This window comes from Knoellia pratensis, assembly GCF_042666395.1.
GTDB lineage: Bacteria > Actinomycetota > Actinomycetes > Actinomycetales > Dermatophilaceae > Knoellia > Knoellia pratensis.
On sequence record NZ_JBHTDJ010000001.1, the window covers coordinates 1,421,791 to 1,439,495 of the forward strand.

Genomic DNA, 17,705 nt, shown 5'->3' on the forward strand with positions numbered 1-17,705 from the left:
ACCCCTCTGGAACGAGTCCTCGTGGCTCGGTCAGTCCGCCCACGCAGAGCGTGGGACCCGGTCGCGCCTCAGTCCTCATCCCTCCAGGCTCGCCAGAGCGCGGCGTAGGCGCCGTCGCGCGCGATGAGTTCGTCGTGCGTGCCGAGCTCGCTGATCCGCCCGTCCTCGACCACACACACCCGATCCGCGTCGTATGCCGTGTGCAACCGGTGTGCGATCGCGACCACCGTGCGTCCCTGGGTCACCGCCGCGAGCGAGCGCTCGAGGTGACGGGCCGCGCTCGGGTCGAGCAGGGAGGTTGCCTCGTCGAGCACCAGCGTGTGCGGGTCGGCCAGCACGAGCCGAGCGAGCGCAAGTTGCTGCGCCTGGGCCTCAGTGAGCGGATGCCCTCCCGAGCCCACCGTCGTCTCCAGCCCGTCCGGCAACGCACGGACCCAGGCCTGCGCATCGACAGCCGAGAGGGCGGCATACACCTCGTCGTCGGAGGCGACCGGCCGCGGAAGGCGCAGGTTCTCGCCGACGGTGCCGACGAAGATGTGGTGCTCCTGCGTCACGAGCGCGACCTGGCTGCGCAGGCTCGCCAGGGTGAGGTCGACGAGCGGGACGCCACCGACGGTGACGCGACCGGTGCGTGGGCCGTCGATCCCGGCCACGAGGCGGCCGAGCGTGGACTTGCCGGCGCCGGACGGACCGACGATGGCCAGCCGCTCACCGGGCTGCAACGTCAGGCTCACGCCGTGGAGGACGTCGCGGCCCTCGCGGTAGGAGTAGCGGACGTCCTCGACCTCAATCGTCTCGCCAGTGGGTTCCTCACCCGTTGCGACACGGTCGGGCGGGACCTCGCCGACACCGAGCACGCGGGACAGTGACGTCGCGGCGAACTGGATCTCGTCGAGCCAGCTGATGAGGTCGCCGAGCGGGTCGAGCATCTGCTGGATGTAGAGCGTGACCGCGGTCGCCGCACCGATGGAGATGTGGCCATTCCACGCGAGCCAGCCACCCCACAGCACCGACACCGCGACGGGCAGGAAGAAGCCGATCTCGAGCCACGGGAAGTAGCGCAACCGCAGGCTGACGCCGACCCGTTCGGCGCGACCGGCTTCGGCGAGGGCCTCGTCGAAACGCTCGCGCCGACTCTCGCCCAGGCTGAGGTTGTCCATCGTGCGCAGACCCTCGATCGTCTCTGCCCCAACGGAATTCAGCCGCGCGTAGGACGCGTGTTCCCACAGGTAGACGCGTCCGGCGCGCTTGAGGTACCAGACGCTCGATGGGATGTGGACGAGCAGGGGAGTGAGCAGCGCGAGTGCCGCGAGGGGCGAGGTGATGACCGCTGCGATGACCGTTGCCGTGACCGTCATGACCGACACGACGATGGCGGGGATGCCGAACCGGATGACGTGGGTCATCGCTTCGATGTCGTTGGTCGTGCGCGCCACGAGGTCGCCCGTGCCCGCCCTCTCGAGCGTCGACAGGGGCAGGCGGACGGCATCGCGGACAAAGTCCTCACGAAGGCGCGCGAACACGTGCTCGGACAGGATGAACGCCGCACGACGCGCCAGCCAGGTGAGTACCGCCTGTGCCAGGATCGCCGTCACGAGCACGGCGATGAGGACGTCGATGCGTCGCAGGCTGGCGCCGGCGGGCCCGTCCTGGGTGATCTCCTGGACGATCTGGCCGACGACCCACGGACCGACGAGTCCGACGAGCGCGGCAAGACCGTGGAGTCCGAGGACCCAGAAAAGGGGACGTCGGTGGTCGCGCAGGAGCACGCGGGTGTGGGCGATGACCGTCTGGCGGCTCGCGATGGGGAGCGAGCGCTTGGCGTGGTCGGTGTCGCCGAGCTGTTCAAGGATCGGGGTCATCTCTCAGTCCTCCCACGCAGACCGTGCGACCGGCTCTCCGCGCAGGACGATGCGCCGGTATGCCGGGTTGTTGCGGACAAGGTCGTGGTGCGTTCCCCGGGTGGTCACGACACCGTCCTCGACGACGAGGACCGTGTCGGCCCGGTCGAGCAGCAGCGGGCTGGTCGTGACGACAACCGTCGTGGATCCGCTGCGGTGCTTGGGGATGCGCTCGGCAATACGTGCCTCGGTGTGGGCGTCGACTGCGCTCGTCGGCTCCACGAGGACGAGCACCTCGGGGTCGCGCAGGAGGACACGGGCCAGGGCCACGCGCTGGCGCTGACCACCGGACAGCGACCGGCCTCGCTCCTCGAGCTCACCGTCGAGGCCGCCGTCGATGGAGTCGACCGCGTCGGAGGCGTCGGCGGTGTGCAGCGCAGCGAGCAGGGCGTCGTCGTCGGCTCCGGGTGTGGAATCGGCGCCGAGCTCGCGGCGTACCGGACCGCTGAAGAGGTGTGGGTCGGACTGCGACACGACGATGCCCCGGCGGACGTCCTCGATCGGCAGGTCGTCGATCGAGAGCTCGCCCCAGGTGACGCCATGGCGACCGGGCACGGTGCGACCCAGGCGGGCCGCGATCTCCGCGGTCTCCTCGGGACGCGCCGACACGATGGCCGTGAGCCGTCCCGGCTCGATCCGCACCCCCGAAGCCGGATCCACCAGCTCGCCAAGCACAGCCACGGGGGTGTGGGTGGTCTGGGCGTGGGAGGACTGGGGGTGGTCGGGTTGGGCCTTGAGGATCAAGACGAGGCGACCGGCCATGACGCGTGACGTGATGAGCTTGTTGACGAACTCGGTCGCGGTCCGCAGCGGCATGGTCAGGAACGCCGTGTAGCCGTAGAACGCCACGAGCTGACCGGGACTGATCTCACCGGCCACCGCGAGGTGCGCGCCCAGACCCGTCACGACCACGACAAACACACCGGGCAGCAGCACCTGCGCCGCATCGAGCAACGCCTGCACACCGGACAATCGCACACCGGCGTCGCGCACCCGACCGGACTGGGCGGCATACCGGTCAAGGAAGTTCTCCTCACCACCGACGCCACGCAGGACGCGCAGGCCGGTGACCGTGTCGGCACCCAGCGCCGTGAGCTGTCCGGACTCCTCGCGCTGCGCCGCCTGGCGCTTTTGGAGCGGCCGCATCACGAACGAGAGTGACGCGAGGAGCAACGGGCCGCCGATGAGCATGACGAGCCCGAGCATCAGTGAACCCTGCAGCAGGAAGATCGACACGACGATGAAGCTGACGATCGCCCCGGCGAAGCGCGCCGACACGTCGAAGACCATGCCGAGCTTCCAGAAGTCGTTGGCGAAGGCTGTGAGCACCTCGCCTGCAGGCTTGTCGCGGGTCAGTGCGGGACCAGCCCGGCGCACGGCGCGCTCGGTGACGATCGCCGCCCGGAAGGCCGCGAAGAGCCAGTTGCTCACCGCGAACCAGTGCCGCAGGTTCGTCGTCGCGGCACTGATGAAGCCCATGCCGAGGATGATGCCGGCCCACATGACCAGCGCCTGCCCGTCGCGGGCCACGAGGCTGTCGATGGCCTTGCCGATGGCAGCCGGCACGAGGGCGATCGACAGCATCCACGGGATGCCGAACGCGGCTCCCGCTGCGACGGTTCGCCACTGGCGCCGAACGATCCACAGGAGGAGGCGGTCGGCGTCGGTCGGCGGAGTGGCATCGGCCTCGAGGGCGTAGGGCCATGGCTTGATCGGCATCACCCCCAACCGTAGGAGTCCGAGCCGACCTCGAGCCACTGAGTTTCCTCGCGCACGTGTACGGCGATGCCCGTGCGCGTGTCGCGGTTTGCTACGCGGGCGCACCGGGTACAACTCCTTCACCCGACAGAAGGAGTGGACCATGACTGACCAGAACTGGGATGCATGGAACTACCGAACGATGGACGACTCCGCGCAGAACCCCGACCTGACTGGGTTCTCGGTGCGAGCCACTGACGGCGACATCGGCAAGATCGACGAAGCCACGAACGAGGTTGGCGCCAGCTACGTGGTGGTCGACACCGGGCCGTGGATCTTCGGCAGGAAGGTGATGTTGCCGGCGGGCACCATCGAGCGGGTCGACGTGGATGACAGGACCGTCCACGTGGACCGGACGAAGGACCAGATCAAGGACTCGCCCGAGCTCACGGACCGCGGCTACGAGGACGAGGACTACCGCCAGGGACTCGGCGACTACTACGGCGGGACCTACGGCCGCGGCATGTAGCCATCGGCTGTAGCCATCGGCTCACCCCCCATTCACGACCTTGGGCCTCCCGCCCAGGGTCGTGATCCTTGCGCCCCCACGTGCCCGCGCGTTCGCCGGTTGGGTGGCGTCACGCAGACGCCCGTTCGTCGAGGAGCCCTTCTCGCAGTCGTTCCAGGAGGGAGGAGAGCAGTCGTGAGACCTGCATCTGGCTCACCCCGATCCGCTCACCGATGTCCGACTGGGTGAGCTCCTCGACGAAACGCAGCGACAGGATCAGCCGGTCACGCTCGTCGAGCTCTGCGATCAGGCTGCCGAGCGCCGCGCTCGTCTCCAGTGCCGCGAACTGGTCCTGCTCGGCTGCCAGCTGGTCGGCCAAGGTCGTGCCCCACGAGGTCACCGCATCCAGTGAGTCGGTGCGATAGCCGCTCGAGCACGCGACTGCTTCCCTCACCTGATCACATCCGAGCTCCATGGCCTCGGCGACCTCGTGCACCGTGGGTGCGTGCCGCAGGTCCTGTTGCAACCTCTCCCCTCGCGCAACGACCTCGGCTCGCAGCTCCTGGAGCCTGCGTGGTGGCCGCACTACCCACCCGTGGTCACGGAAGTGGCGCTTCAGCTCTCCCACGATCGTGCTCGTCGCGTAGGGCGCGAAACCGTGACCGACACCGGGTCGGTATCGCAAGGTCGCCTTGACCAAGGCCATCCGAGCCACCTGCACGAGGTCGTCGACCTCGACGCCGCGGCCCCGATATCGGTGCGCCAGTCGGTCGGCCAGGTCGAGGCTGAGGACGGTGGCTTCCTTGCGAAGTCGAGCTGCACGTCGTTCGTCCGCCGTGGCCAGCGCGGCTTCGAGCAGGGTTTCGACGGTGGGCTGCCCTGCCGCAGGAGCGGTCGGCTGCACGGGTGCTGAAGTGAGCGGTGCCATGTCTACCTCGCGTGGGTGGAATGGGCGACGGCACCGCTGTTGGACCGGTCGCAGGCCTCCACCCAACCACTCGTCGCTCCCGGCCGCAAGGTTGCGGGCGACGCGCATGAACTTCCTCCACGAGGGGTAAGGGAGTGTCGAGGGCGGCTGACTTGGCCTCCCATCTGACGAGAGGTGCTCGACATGATCGTTCTTGGTCTGATTCTGGTGTTGGTGGGGTATTTCGCGTCGATTTCGGTCCTGACGACCATCGGTGTGATCCTCATCGTTATCGGTGCGATCCTGTGGATCCTCGGCGCGTCGGGACGCGCGGTGGGTGGACGCGCCCACTACTGGTGATCGCACCCGGTGGCTCACCAACGTCGGCGCCGTGACGCGCTGCACCGCAGTCGCCGAGCCACCCGGCTGAGGCGATGTGGACCTCCCTCCCTGAGGTGGTTGGTGTGGAACACCGACTGATCCACCACGGCATCCACGCAAGGCCTGACTGCAGGGCGTACTGCAGCGCATCGCCGCGCTCGGCCAGGTCGTCGGTGCTGGCCTCGTGGCGAACGTGCCACCGCGCAGGGTTGTCACACTTGCCGATTCCGCCCCGGGAAGGCGGTCCACCGTCACCTTGACGAGGGCTTCGTAGGCCGCGAGGGGCGAGTCCTGGATGAGGGAACCGAGCGCATCGAAGGCGGTGACGAGCTCGTGCAGCTCCTCGCTGCGGGCAGGGGACGGGGCGCGGAGTGAGTCCTGCGAGCGGGTGCTCCCGATAGGCCGTTTAGGCTCAACGGGTGCTCCGATCCGCGCTCAAGCCCCGCCACCTCGGGCTGCTCGCTGTCGCGCTGCTCATCGTCATCGCGTTCGTCCAGCTCGGCCGGTGGCAGCTCGGAGTCGCCGAGGACGAGGCGCTGCGAGAGTCCCTCGCGAAGGCTCGCGCTCAGCAACCGGTCGCCGTCGAGACGGTGTTGCGACCGCACGAGGACTTCCCCAACCGCCTGAGCACGCACCCGGTGTCGGCCGCGGGCGAGTTCGGCACGGACCAGGTCATCGTCGCGGGGCGGCGCCTTGACGGCCGCACGGGCTTCTGGGTGGTCGCGCCCCTCAAGGTCTCGGCCACGGGGGCGACGCTCCCGGTCCTGCGTGGGTGGGTCGCCGCTCCCGACGACGCACCGCCCGTCCCGAGCGGAACCGTCACCGTGACCGGTGGGCTGGCTCCGCCAGAGTCCCCGTATGCCGGCCAGTCACCTCCCGCGGGTCAGCTCGGCTCGATCGACACGTCCGTTCTCGTGGGTCGTTGGCCGGGAGAGCTCTACAACGCGTTCGTCTTCCAACAGAGCGAGTTGCCGGCCGCATCGGCGAGCACGCTGGGAGCGATGACGAGGGTGCCCACCCCGACAGGTGACACGGGCTTCAAGTGGCGCAACGCGGCATACGCACTGCAGTGGTGGGTCTTTGCGCTGTTCGCGCTCTACCTGTGGTGGAGGACCGTGCGTGCCGACACCGAGGATGAGGCCGCGCCGGAGGCAGGGGACAATGGCGGACGTGACCCAGTCGAACCAGGCGAAAAAGCGCAAGAGCAGCGTGACCTCCCCCCTTCGTGACGAGACGGCGGCCCGCAAGGCGCTGACCTTCTTCAAGGTGATGGCGTTCATCGTCGGCATCGGGCTGCTCGTGCTCGTCGTCGAGATGATCCTCGAGTACGCCACGTCGATGTCGGGCGATCAGAACCCGCTCCGGTGGTGGCCGCAGCCGCACGGCTTCATCTACATGCTCTACCTGGTCGCGACCGCCAACCTCGGCTTCAAGGTCGGCTGGACGCTACCGCGGATGGTCGGCGTGATGCTGGCCGGCTGCGTGCCGTTCCTGTCGTTCTGGGTGGAGCGCAAGGTCGCGGCCGATGTCGGGGGACGCCTTACCCAGCGCTGACCCGATGCTGGTGTGACCCTGACCCGGGGCTGACCCGGAGTTGGGGCAGTGGTGGATAGACAGGACGGGTGCCCACTCGGCATGTCTGTTGTCCCCCACGAAGGAACGAGGACCACCATGGCCACCCTCCGTCGCACCGTCGCCGCCGCGGCGCTCTCACTTGCCGGCGCTGCAGCCTTCAGCAGCGCGCCCGTCGTGAGCGCCCTGCCGGCCACCTCTGCGCTGCCGGCCGCTGCACCCGCCGATGCGTCCGGCTACCTGCCGAGCTCGCTCGACAAGGCCCAGAACGCGCGACTGCAGGCAGCCCTCGACACGGCCATCGCCCAGGCCGAGAAGAACGCGGCGTCCGGTGCCAAGAGGCCCGGCCCGCAGGCCGCCGCCGTCATCTACTACGACGACACGAACGCGCCGACCTACGACTCGCTCATCGACCAGGGGGCGGCGATCTGGAACTCGCGGGTGGCCAACGTCAAGCTCGTCGAGCGTGACGGAGCGGCCAGCCTCGTCTACCGCGAGGGCAACGGCCAGGGGTCCTACTACCAGGGCCGCGGCCGAGGTGACGGCCAGATCTTCATCGACCACGCCCAGGCGGCGCAGTACTACACGCTGCGGATCGTCACCCACGAGACCGGTCACGCCCTCGGGTTGCCCGACCGCTACACCCAGCCGTGCAGCAAGCTCATGTCCGGCGGTGGACCCGGCACCTCGTGCACCAACGCCTACCCGGACTCGGTCGAGGCCAGCGAGGTCAACACCCTCTGGAACTGAGGCCCTGAAGCAAGGCGCTGAACCAAGGCGCTCAACACCGGCGGCCCACGGCATGAGAGGCGCGCTGTGGGCCGCCGGTAGCCTGTCCCAGTGAGCGAAACCCCCCACTTGTCCGAGCGTCCCGTCATCGTCGTCGACTTCGGCGCCCAGTACGCGCAGCTCATCGCGCGGCGGGTGCGGGAGGCCAATGTCTTCAGCGAGGTCGTCCCCTCGACGATGCCCGCCTCCGAGCTGCTCGCGAAGCAGCCGGCCGCGATCATCCTGTCCGGCGGACCGAGCTCGGTCTACGCCGAGGGAGCGCCCTCGCTCGACCCGGGGCTGCTCGAGGCCGGCATCCCGGTCTTCGGCATGTGCTACGGCTTCCAGGCCATGGTCCAGGCCCTGGGCGGCACCGTGGAGCGGACGGGTCTGAGCGAGTACGGCTCGACCCCGGCCCGGATCTCCGACTCGTCCTCGACCCTGTTCAACGGTCAGCCCGAGGAGCAGTCGGTGTGGATGAGTCACGGCGACTCCGCGACTGCCGCCCCCGACGGCATGCGCGTCACCGCGGCGACCTCCGGAGCGCCGGTCGCGGCGTTCGAGGACGACGAGCGTCGCCTCTATGGCGTGCAGTGGCACCCCGAGGTCCTCCACTCGACCTTTGGCCAGCGGGTCCTCGAGAACTTCCTCCTGCGCGGCGCCGGACTCGCAGGCGAGTGGACGGCACACAACGTCGTCGAGTCCCTCGTCGAGCAGGTCAAGGAGACGGTCGGTGACAAGCGCGTCCTCTGCGCCCTCTCCGGCGGCGTCGACTCGTCCGTGGCCGCCGCGCTCGTCCAGCGCGCCGTCGGCGACCAGCTCACCTGCGTCTTCGTCGACCACGGCCTGCTGCGTTCCGGTGAGGCAGAGCAGGTCCAGAAGGAGTTCGTCGCGGCCACCGGGGTCGACCTCGTCACGGTCGACGCCAGGGACCAGTTCCTCGGTGCGCTCGCGGGGGTCTCGGACCCCGAGGAGAAGCGCAAGATCATCGGTCGCGAGTTCATCCGCGTCTTCGAGCAGGCCGCCCGAGACGTCGTCGGCTCCGCCGAGAGCGAGGGCCACCCGGTCGAGTTCCTCGTGCAGGGCACGCTCTACCCGGACGTCGTCGAGTCCGGTGGGGGCACCGGCACGGCCAACATCAAGTCGCACCACAACGTCGGTGGCCTCCCCGACGACCTCCAGTTCAGGCTCGTCGAGCCGCTCCGCCTCCTCTTCAAGGACGAGGTGCGCCAGGTCGGTCTCGAGCTGGGCGTGCCCGAGGGCATCGTGTGGCGCCAGCCGTTCCCCGGCCCCGGCCTCGGCATCCGGATCGTCGGTGAGGTCACCGCTGAGCGCCTCGAGATCCTGCGCGCCGCCGACCAGATCGCCCGCCACGAGCTGTCCGCAGCCGGTCTCGATCGCGACATCTGGCAGTGCCCCGTCGTGCTCCTCGCCGACGTCCGATCGGTCGGGGTCCAGGGCGATGGCCGCACCTACGGTCACCCCGTCGTGCTGCGACCCGTCTCGTCCGAGGACGCCATGACGGCCGACTGGACGCGCGTCCCCTACGACGTCCTGGCCAAGATCTCGACCCGGATCACCAACGAGGTGCCCGAGGTCAACCGCGTGGTGCTCGACGTCACGAGCAAGCCGCCGGGCACCATCGAGTGGGAGTGAGTTTTGCGCCACGCGCCGTGGCAATCTTGACCGGTACCCCTGAGCAGAACTGAGGATCCCCATACATGTCTGGCATCGTCGGCTACTACGGCCTGAGCGCCAACGAGGCGCTCGTCCCTGAGGGTGAAGGTGCGTTCGTCGACGGTCCGGTGGGGCTGGCGAACCCTGAGCTGTCGAGCGCCGACGGTCGCTGGACGATCACCTTCGACGGTGCGATCCACAACCGTGCCGCCCTGCGCACGGAGCTCGCGGGTCTGGGCCGTACTTTCGTGACCGACGGCGACGCCGAGGTTGTCCTCCAGGCGTTCGCGCAGTGGGGTGGGGCGGGTTTCGACCGGCTCAACGGCCAGTTCGGCCTCGCGATCTGGGACCGCGACGAGCAGCGGCTCACCCTCGCGCGCGACCACTTCGGGATCAAGCCGATCCAGGTATGCCGTGTGCCCGCCGACGCCTCCGGCTCCACCTTCGAGGCGCTCCTGTTCTCGAGCGAGATCCGCCCGATCCTCGCCAGCGGCCTCTATCAGAAGACGCCGAATGAGCGCTCGATCTACCGCTACCTCGCGTTCGGCGCGCAGGACGACGGCACGCAGACCTTCTTCGACGGCATCGAGCGGTTGCAGCCGGGAGAGATGCTGGAAGTCGATGCGGACGGCATACGCCGGAGCATGTTCACGCGCTTGCGCGAGGAACTCACCGAGCTGGCCGAGAAGCAGGGCCGGTACGACGGCGCGGCCGCAACCGCCTACAAGGAGCGCCTCGACGAGGCCGTGCGGCTGCGGCTGCCGGCCCAGGGGTCCGTGGGTGTGCCCGTCTCCGAAGACCCTGGAGACTCCGACCTCGCGAACTCCGCCCTGGCGGTCGTCGTGGGCCAGGTCGGCGCGCAGCCCACGCCGATCAGCGTCCGGCCCACGGCTGACGAGTTCAAGGCCGACCTGCGCGACCTCGTCCGGAGCCAGGAGGAGCCGCTCAGCACCAGCGATGGCTATGTTCAGTTCCAGGTGATGCGTGAGGCCGGCGAGCACGTCAGCGTCCTGTTCGACAGTGTGGGCGCCCCGACTGCGGCCGCCGAGTTCAGCGGGCCCTCGGGAAGCCTCCTGCGTCGCGGTCAGTCCCGCGTGACGGCCCGGCTCAAGGGGCGCAAGGACGTGCCGGTCGCATCCCTGCTCAACGCACAGTTCGTGGGTCGCTTCGCCGACGAGACGTTCCCGGTGGAGCAGGACAGCGTCAAGAAGCGCCTCCTCGAGGACCTGTTCCGCAACACAGTGCCGGGCGTCCTCCGGCGTCAGGACAGGAACGCGAGGCACTTCGCTGTGGAGACCCGCCAGCCGTTCCTCGACAAGGATCTGGTCGGATTCGTCCTCGGCCTCAGCGATGACGCGATCACCAAGGGCGGCTGGAACACTCGCATCCTCCGTGACGCGATGCGGGGTGCCCTGCCCGAGTCGGTCAGCCGGCGACGCAGTGACATCGACCCCACGGCGGCCCAGTCCGAGTGGTTCATGCGGCTCAAGAACCACTTCTACTCGATCTTCCTCAGCGAGCCGTTCGCCAACCGGCCCTACTTCAAGCAGACCGATGTCCTCCACGCGTTCGAGGGCTGGATCAAGGGCAGCAACAGCGTCGACACCATGACGTTCTGGCGCATCCTCAACCTCGAGCTCTGGCTCCAGGAGTACTTCGACGAGGCGCCGCAGGTCGACAAGGCGAAGGTTCAGGCCGCGCCCAAGGAGGACGTCCAGCCCAACGCCGGCAAGAACCTCGACATCACGACCGAGCGTGGCGAGACCGTGCGTCGCTACCCGCTGCGGACCGAGCTCTTCGACAAGGGCGACGACCTCGACGCCAAGGTCCTGCCGCGCATCGACGAGTTCTTCGCGACCCTGTCTGACGCGGGGCCGGAGCACGACGCCGCGATCCAGGGGCGCTGGTACCTCTTCATCTCCGAGAAGATCATCGCCATCACCCAGGGGCGTTCGTACTTCATCTGGGACATCAAGGTCGGCAAGCCCGCCCGGATCCTGTCCAAGTACGTCACCCGCACCCCCGCCGGCATCGGCCTCGGGTCACCGTTCACGATGCAGCTCGCCATCGAGGAGGCCGGCCTACCCCGTGTCCTGTATGCAGCTGCTGGCGGTGCCGTGGGCAAGGCCATCGGTCGCAAGGGGCTCTTCTACGAGCTCGTGGGCAACCAGATCGCGGCCATCGACGGCCCGACCGAGTACTCCGCGTACCCGTCCAACGTCTCCGCCAAGCTCGCGCCCAAGGACCCCGACGAGGTGGCTGCCCGGCTGTCCGCAGGGATCCGCGCCCGGGTGCCCGCGGCCCACAAGGACTCGTTTGCCGGGACGATCGTCATGGACGCCAACGACATCGGCCGTAACGTCCTGGGCAGTGACGTGCCCGACGACAAGTCGCGCTTCGAAGAGATGTTCGCCGACAACCCGCTCGGTCAGGGCAGCGAGCAGACGCCCATGGCCCTCGTCTTCATCCAGAGCTAACGTGCGGTGACGGCGGCTTCGTCGGTGACGGGGTCCTCGTCCTCGCCGGTGGCGTTCTCGACGCGTGGGCTCATGGACCAGGCGAGCCAGCCGAGAGCGCCCAGCGGCACCTCCATGAGGTGCGTGAAGATCGAGAAGAGCACGATTCCCGCCCCTGCGGCGGCCGAGTCGGCGCCCCAGCCGACAAGGGCCGACACGGACGCGATCTCGGTGACGCCGACACCGCCGGGTGTCACGGCCACGGCCGTGAGCAGTCGCCCGATGGCGAACGCTGCGAAGAGGATCCCCAGCGGCAGGTACACGTTCACCGAGTGCATGATCAGCACGAAGAGCAGGTAGTAGAACCCGAAGAACCCGATCATCCCCAGAGTCATCTGCAACCAGCCGGTCCGGACAACCTCGTTGATGCGTAGCCGCATGTCGCGGACGAGGGCGTCGATGCTCATCGTCCGCTTGCGGCGGCGGAACAGAGGAGCGAGGAGCTTGTCGAGGCCGCGTCCGATGGTCCGGGCAGACTTCTCACTGGCGAGGATCGCCACGAAGGCGGCGAAGATTGCCAGCCCCGAGATGGTGGCCGCGATCGCAGCACTCGTCAGGGCCTTGGGCAGGCCGTCGTTGCCGACCCAGAGCATGATGATCGCGACGATGGGCAGCGCGATGCGGGCCAGCGTGTTCCAGACACCGGTGACGATGGCCGAGGTCGAGACGTCCCGGTTCTTGAAGCCCCACGAGCGCAGGATCGTGTAGGTCGCGGCCAGCCCCACCGCGCCGCCGCCCGGGAGCAGGTTGCTCACGGAGGAGCCGCAGATGTTGACGATGAACGCGCGCCAATGGCTCAGTCCAGGCAAGGACCCGGTGAAGGTGAACGTGTAGCAGCCGAGCCCCACGAGGACGAGCCCGAGGAAGCCGACGGCGTTCCACGCCGAGACCATGAGGATGTCGTCCATGACGTCGCCCCACGTCGTCTTGGCGAACCGCGGGAAGCCCCAGCCGAGCAGGGCGACGGCGAGCCCCAGCCCGAGGACGACTCTGATGACCTGCTTGGTACGCGTGCTCACGGAAGCCCCTCAAAAATGTCGCTGTGTATGCCGGCTGTGCCCCCAGAGGTGTTCGCGGTGGGGTCGCGGAACCATTCGCGGCCGAAGACGAGGTCGTAGATGGGGCGGGGGATGCGCAGGAAGGCGGCCAGGGTTCGATCGCCTCCGTTGCTCGACGCCTGGGACGCGTGGGCGCGCATGGACGCACGCTTGGCTCCGGCCTGGCGGCGGACGTTGATCCGGTGGGTGATGTCGGCGCGGGCGGTGTAGCTGCGCTCGAAGACCGTGGGGTCGAACTCGTCGGGGTAGTGGTAGAACCTGCCGACGAGGCGCACGGCGCGCGCGATCGTGTCGCGCGGGACCGTCGCCTCGAGGACGCGTGGGGTGGCGGCGATCTCGGCAGCGCGGGCGCCGACCTCGTGGACGCGCACGTGGTCGCGGTGCCCGTAGCCACCAGCGGCGTCATAGGTGAGGAGCACATCGGCACGCTCTGTGCGCAGGATGGCGGCGAGCCGCTCGGCCGCCTCCTCGAGTGGGGCGCGGCAGAAGCGCACCTGGCCGGGAGGGTCGGCGGGGATGGGGCCGTCGTGGCCGGAGTCGGCATAGCCCAGCCACTCGACCCGGGCCACACCGAGTGCGTCGGCGGAGGCGCGGGCCTCCTCCAACCGGACGTCCGCGAGAGCAGTGCCGTTCACGAAGTCGGTGCCACCCTTGAGTTCTGTGCCCTTGAACTCGTCGGAGGCGAAGCCGAGGGCGCCGTCGGTGGCGATCACGAGCACGACTCGGTGCCCTTCGGCAGCGGCCTTGGCCATCGTGCCGGAGGTGAGGAGTGCCTCGTCATCGGGGTGAGCGTGGAAGGCCACGAGCGTGCGGGTCATCGTGTCCATCCTGACGCATGGCAAGGTTGACGTTCGTGAAGGTCGCCCTGTTGTCGGACTGCTATCTGCCTCGCCTCGGCGGTATCGAGGTCCAGGTGCACGATCTCGCGCACCGGCTCAGCGCGGCCGGGCACGAGGTCGAGGTCGTCACGGCCACACCGGGGGACACGCGGGCCGCCACACACGACGTCGAGGTCGATGGGGGTGACAGCACCTCCGTGACGGTCCATCGCCTCCCGTCGCGGATTCCCGGGGCCCCTCCGATCAACCCGTTCGTCAAGGACGAGGTGCGCGAACTTCTCACGTCCGGCGGCTTCGACGTCGTCCACGGCCACATGGGCGTGGTCAGCCCGTTCGCCACCGACATGATCGGCGTGGCGCTCGACGCGGGTCTGCCGACCGCGGCGACCTGGCACTGCGTCATCGACCGGAGCGCCCCTGTCTTCCGCGCGCTCGGTCACGCCCGTCGTTGGGGCGAGGCCGGAGTAGCCCTGTCCGGTGTGTCGTCGATGGCGGCAGAGCGCGTGTCCGGGATCGCCGGTGGCGCCGACGTGCACGTCCTCGGCAACGGCATCGATGTCGACCGGTGGCGCCCCACACCCGAACAGGATGCGACCCGTCCCGCCGACGGCGTCGTCCGCGTCGTGAGTGCCATGCGGTTCGTCCGGCGCAAGCGTCCGGGGGCGCTCGTCGACGTTCTCCGCGACGCGCGTGAGCAACTCGATCGCACCGCACCGGGCACCCGGCTCGAGGCGCACCTCGTCGGCGACGGACCCCAGCGACGCCTCATCGCAGCGCAACTCCAACGTCATGGCATCGACTGGATCCACCTGCCCGGGCGCGTGACCCGCGAGCAGCTGCGAGAACTGCACTGGCGCAGCGACATCTACCTCACGACGGCCCGCCTCGAAGCCTTCGGCATCGCACCCCTCGAGGCCCGCACCGCCGGCTTGGCCGTCGCAGCCCTGCGTGGCACGGGAGTGGAGGACTTCGTCACGGACGGGCGCAACGGCATACTCCGGGGTTCCGATGACGACCTGGCCACGGGACTCGCGCAGCTCGCTGGCGACCCCGCTCGACTCGCGCAACTGCGAGCGCACAACCTCGGCACACCGCCCGTGCAGTCGTGGGAGAGCATCGTCGGCGCGACCCTGGCTGAATACGACCGCGCCCGAGCGGCCACGCGATGATCGACATCGTTGGGCTGCAGGCGAATCGAGAGGTTGAGGCCTTCCTGCTCGCCCACGGCGCGGACCCCGCGACCGAGCTGGCGGCACGTGGCTGGTCGGGGCGAGCGCTGTCAGCGACGAGGGGTTCATCCGACGACCTCACGATCACGTATGCCGTCGAGCCGTGCACGCCGGTGCTCACCGGAGAGGAATCCGGGGTCGCGCACGACGGCGGTCTCGCGGCGAGCGACCTTGCGAATGTGGTTCCGTACCAACGGATTGCGGCGTATGCCGTCGTGCGCAGCTCCCGGGGAATCCTCATGACCGAGTTGTCGGCCAGGACCAATGCCGAGGGTCTCTGGAACCTGCCCGGCGGAGGCCTCGACCCCGGCGAGGGCCCGACCGATGCTGTCGTTCGCGAGGTTCACGAGGAGACCGGACAACACGTCGTGGGGGTCTCGCTGCTCACCGTCATGACCCGGCACTGGGTGGGGCGGGCGCCGAACGGGCGGGTGGAGGACTTCCATGCCGTCCGTCTGTTCCACACCGCACAGTGCCTCGAGCCGACCGACCCGGTGGTGCTCGACGTGGGCGGTTCGACCTCGGCTGCCCGCTGGATGCCCGAGACCGAGCTCACGAGCCTGCCGCTCGCGAGCTCGGTCCCAGAAGCGCTCGCCGTGGCCGGCGTGCCCTTGTGACCAGGAGTCAGCCCCTGAACCGCTGGCCACGCAGACCCGCCAGCCCGAGGACGACGAGCAGGACGCCGGCGCCGACGACGGCGACGGGTCCGACGACACCCCAGGGGATGTCGAGATCGGTGGCCTTGCTGACGAGCACCGCGATGGCGGTGAGCAGGCCGAGGAGTCCGACGACGGACGTTGTCGGAGCCGGGCTGGACTTGTACTCCGGCGCCGCCGTCTGCAGTGACGGGTTCGCATACGTCGCTGCGTAGGGGGAGGCGTAGGACGGCGCGGTGGATGTCTCAGCTTGCGATGTCTCAGGCCGCGATGTCTCAATCTGCGACGTCTCGAGGGTCGACGTCTCGGGGTGCGACGCGTCGAGGAGGGTCTCGAGCGTGGTGGTCTCGTCACTGCCCGTGGGGATCTTCCGAGTCTTGTCAGGCGTGGTGTCGTCGTGCTGGCTCATGGGTCAGCCCTCCTGGATGGTGATCTGGCCGGCAGTGATGTCGGCGCGGACGATGATGGTGGGAGCACCGGTGCCGAGGTTGACGGTCAGCGTCTCGCTGGGCCCGTCCTCGTCGCCCCGGTCACGGGCGGAGACTCCGCCGGGCAGGTCGCCCCGGACCTGGACGTCACCGAACATCGTGTGGGCGCGGATCTGGGCGTTGGCGCCGGCCGGGACGATGATCGTCATCTCGCCGACGCCCTGCTTGATCTCGATCTGCTGAGGAATGGTGGCAGCTGCGCCCGGCGCCGAAACGCTGGGTGACGGAGCGACGCTGGGTGACGGTGTCGGCGCGGGGGTCGGCGCGGGCGGAATCGTTGTGGGGTTTGCGAGCTGGGTGACCAGGGGGCGGAGGTCGACCGTGGTCTCACCGGCGCCGAGCTCGAAGCGCGTCGTGGTCGTGGACAGCGACGGGGTCCAGGTGCGGGTTCCCTGACCGTTGCCCCACGACTCGTCGCCGACCGCCGCACCAGCTGTGCCGAGGCCGAGCATGACGATGAGCGCGACCGACATGAGGCTGCGTCGGCCCATGAGCCCGATGACCATGGTTGCCAGAGACGCGGCGCCGAGGGCGATGATGCCTCCGAGCAGCTCACGTGAGCCCGAGAAGTCCAGTGGTCCATCGAGCATGAGGCCGGCACCGTAGCCGACGATCGCGGCACCCAGGACGAGGGCGAATCCGGCGAACCCGGCGCCACGACGGCGCGGACGCGGTGGGGGCGGAGGGGCGAGAGGCAGGTGAGCGCGCGGTGGAACCGGAGGAGCGGGGGGCGGCCGCCAGGCGTCAGAGCCAGCGTCAGAGCCGGAGGGCGCGGCGGCCGTCGGCGCGGCAGCCGGCCGGCCGGTTGCCCAGTTCGGCGCAGGCGGCGCAGGCGGCAGGGTGGAGCCCGCGGAAGCGGTCGGTGCGTAGGACGCGGGAGCCGAGCTGGCGGCATACACGTCCGGTCCAAGGGGACCACTCTGCGAAGCAGACGACCACGGTGACGCCGCGACACCGTCCTTGCGCTGCTGGTGGCGCCAGACGAACCAGCCGACCACGGCGAGCGGGACGATGCCCCAGCCGAGGAGGAATCCGTTGTCCCCGAAGATCATTGCTGCGATGACGAGGAGCGCGACGATTGACAGCGCGATGGCGCCACCGGCGTCAGTGCTCCCGTCGCGGTTGATCGCGTCGCGGGCCATGATGCGGCCGGTCTCGTCGGGGAGCAGGAGCCACGCGACGAGATAGACGACGACGCCGAAGCCACCAAGGAGGGTCAGGCCGATCATCGCGGCCCGGATGAGGACCGGGTCGACGTCGACCCGGCGGGCGATGCCGGAGCACACACCGCCGAACCACTGGCGGGAGCGATCGCGGCGGATGCCGATCGAGAGGATGTCGTCCCAGAACTTGCTTCCCTGGGACTGGGCGGTCTCCGCCGGGTGAGGTGTCTGCGTCATGTCACCAACAGTGACTCACGCAAGCCCCCGCTGCCATGAGGGTCGACCCTGACGACCCCCTGAGGTGACCCCTGTGAGACCCCTGCAGCCGCCAACTTCCTTGCCTT

The 17,705-nt window shown here is 69.1% G+C and carries 16 protein-coding genes; 9 read left to right on the top strand and 7 right to left on the bottom strand.

The features are described 5' to 3' along the window. Positions 1-68: 68 nt before the first annotated feature. Both ACFQRE_RS06815 and ACFQRE_RS06820 read right to left on the bottom strand, forming a co-directional pair. Positions 69-1,862 carry an ABC transporter ATP-binding protein gene (locus ACFQRE_RS06815; RefSeq protein WP_380120246.1) on the bottom strand — a complete coding sequence of 598 codons (1,794 nt, stop codon included), beginning with the start codon at positions 1,860-1,862 and terminating at the stop codon, positions 69-71. Positions 1,863-1,865: 3 nt separating this feature from the next. After that, positions 1,866-3,620, bottom strand: a complete 1,755-nt coding sequence (locus ACFQRE_RS06820) for an ABC transporter ATP-binding protein (protein ID WP_380120248.1) — start codon at positions 3,618-3,620, stop codon at positions 1,866-1,868. Between the two features lie 142 nt (positions 3,621-3,762). On the opposite strand from ACFQRE_RS06820, the gene ACFQRE_RS06825 reads away from it, so the two are divergent. Next, positions 3,763-4,128: a PRC-barrel domain-containing protein gene (locus ACFQRE_RS06825; protein ID WP_380120250.1), complete on the top strand. Its 366-nt coding sequence runs from the start codon at positions 3,763-3,765 to the stop codon at positions 4,126-4,128. Between the two features lie 109 nt (positions 4,129-4,237). On the opposite strand, the gene ACFQRE_RS06830 is transcribed toward ACFQRE_RS06825, so the two are convergent. Continuing rightward, the gene (locus ACFQRE_RS06830) at positions 4,238-5,035 is read right to left on the bottom strand and encodes a sigma-70 family RNA polymerase sigma factor (RefSeq protein WP_380120252.1); all 798 of its coding nucleotides are present in this window, start codon (positions 5,033-5,035) and stop codon (positions 4,238-4,240) included. Positions 5,036-5,218: 183 nt separating this feature from the next. Between ACFQRE_RS06830 and ACFQRE_RS06835 the strand changes: the two genes are divergently transcribed. From ACFQRE_RS06835 to ACFQRE_RS06860, 6 genes are all read left to right on the top strand, one after another. After that, a complete protein-coding gene (locus ACFQRE_RS06835; RefSeq protein WP_380120460.1) occupies positions 5,219-5,374 on the top strand; it encodes a DUF6131 family protein in 156 nt (51 codons plus the stop codon). Positions 5,375-5,814: 440 nt separating this feature from the next. Beyond that, positions 5,815-6,624, top strand: coding sequence for an SURF1 family protein (locus tag ACFQRE_RS06840; RefSeq protein WP_380120254.1), 810 nt, complete (start codon positions 5,815-5,817; stop codon positions 6,622-6,624). Continuing rightward, positions 6,605-6,949: a DUF3817 domain-containing protein gene (locus tag ACFQRE_RS06845; protein WP_380120256.1), complete on the top strand. Its 345-nt coding sequence runs from the start codon at positions 6,605-6,607 to the stop codon at positions 6,947-6,949. The genes ACFQRE_RS06840 and ACFQRE_RS06845 overlap by 20 nt, the downstream gene beginning before the upstream one ends. Positions 6,950-7,066: 117 nt before the next feature. Beyond that, the gene (locus ACFQRE_RS06850) at positions 7,067-7,717 is read left to right on the top strand and encodes a snapalysin family zinc-dependent metalloprotease (RefSeq protein ID WP_380120258.1); all 651 of its coding nucleotides are present in this window, start codon (positions 7,067-7,069) and stop codon (positions 7,715-7,717) included. Positions 7,718-7,807: 90 nt separating this feature from the next. Further along, positions 7,808-9,391 (top strand): glutamine-hydrolyzing GMP synthase, encoded by a 1,584-nt coding sequence (gene guaA / locus ACFQRE_RS06855; protein ID WP_380120260.1) that lies wholly within the window; start codon positions 7,808-7,810, stop codon positions 9,389-9,391. 65 nt (positions 9,392-9,456) lie between these two features. Further along, positions 9,457-11,889 (top strand): asparagine synthase-related protein, encoded by a 2,433-nt coding sequence (locus tag ACFQRE_RS06860; RefSeq protein ID WP_380120262.1) that lies wholly within the window; start codon positions 9,457-9,459, stop codon positions 11,887-11,889. Here ACFQRE_RS06860 and ACFQRE_RS06865 read toward each other — a convergent pair. Both ACFQRE_RS06865 and ACFQRE_RS06870 read right to left on the bottom strand, forming a co-directional pair. Then, on the bottom strand, positions 11,886-12,947 hold the full coding sequence (locus tag ACFQRE_RS06865) for a lysylphosphatidylglycerol synthase transmembrane domain-containing protein (protein ID WP_380120264.1): 1,062 nt from the start codon (positions 12,945-12,947) through the stop codon (positions 11,886-11,888). The two genes, ACFQRE_RS06860 and ACFQRE_RS06865, sit on opposite strands and share 4 nt — an antisense overlap. After that, positions 12,944-13,813: a PIG-L deacetylase family protein gene (locus ACFQRE_RS06870; protein WP_380120266.1), complete on the bottom strand. Its 870-nt coding sequence runs from the start codon at positions 13,811-13,813 to the stop codon at positions 12,944-12,946. The genes ACFQRE_RS06865 and ACFQRE_RS06870 overlap by 4 nt, the downstream gene beginning before the upstream one ends. Positions 13,814-13,839: 26 nt before the next feature. On the opposite strand from ACFQRE_RS06870, the gene ACFQRE_RS06875 reads away from it, so the two are divergent. After that, positions 13,840-14,994: a glycosyltransferase family 4 protein gene (locus ACFQRE_RS06875; RefSeq protein ID WP_380120268.1), complete on the top strand. Its 1,155-nt coding sequence runs from the start codon at positions 13,840-13,842 to the stop codon at positions 14,992-14,994. Further along, positions 14,991-15,671 carry an NUDIX hydrolase gene (locus tag ACFQRE_RS06880; RefSeq protein ID WP_380120270.1) on the top strand — a complete coding sequence of 227 codons (681 nt, stop codon included), beginning with the start codon at positions 14,991-14,993 and terminating at the stop codon, positions 15,669-15,671. The genes ACFQRE_RS06875 and ACFQRE_RS06880 overlap by 4 nt, the downstream gene beginning before the upstream one ends. A gap of 7 nt (positions 15,672-15,678) precedes the next feature. Here the strand turns inward: ACFQRE_RS06880 and ACFQRE_RS06885 are convergent, their stop codons facing one another. After that, positions 15,679-16,119, bottom strand: a complete 441-nt coding sequence (locus ACFQRE_RS06885; RefSeq protein WP_380120272.1) for a hypothetical protein — start codon at positions 16,117-16,119, stop codon at positions 15,679-15,681. Between the two features lie 3 nt (positions 16,120-16,122). Next, on the bottom strand, positions 16,123-17,598 hold the full coding sequence (locus ACFQRE_RS06890; protein ID WP_380120274.1) for a PspC domain-containing protein: 1,476 nt from the start codon (positions 17,596-17,598) through the stop codon (positions 16,123-16,125). Positions 17,599-17,705 lie beyond the last annotated feature (107 nt).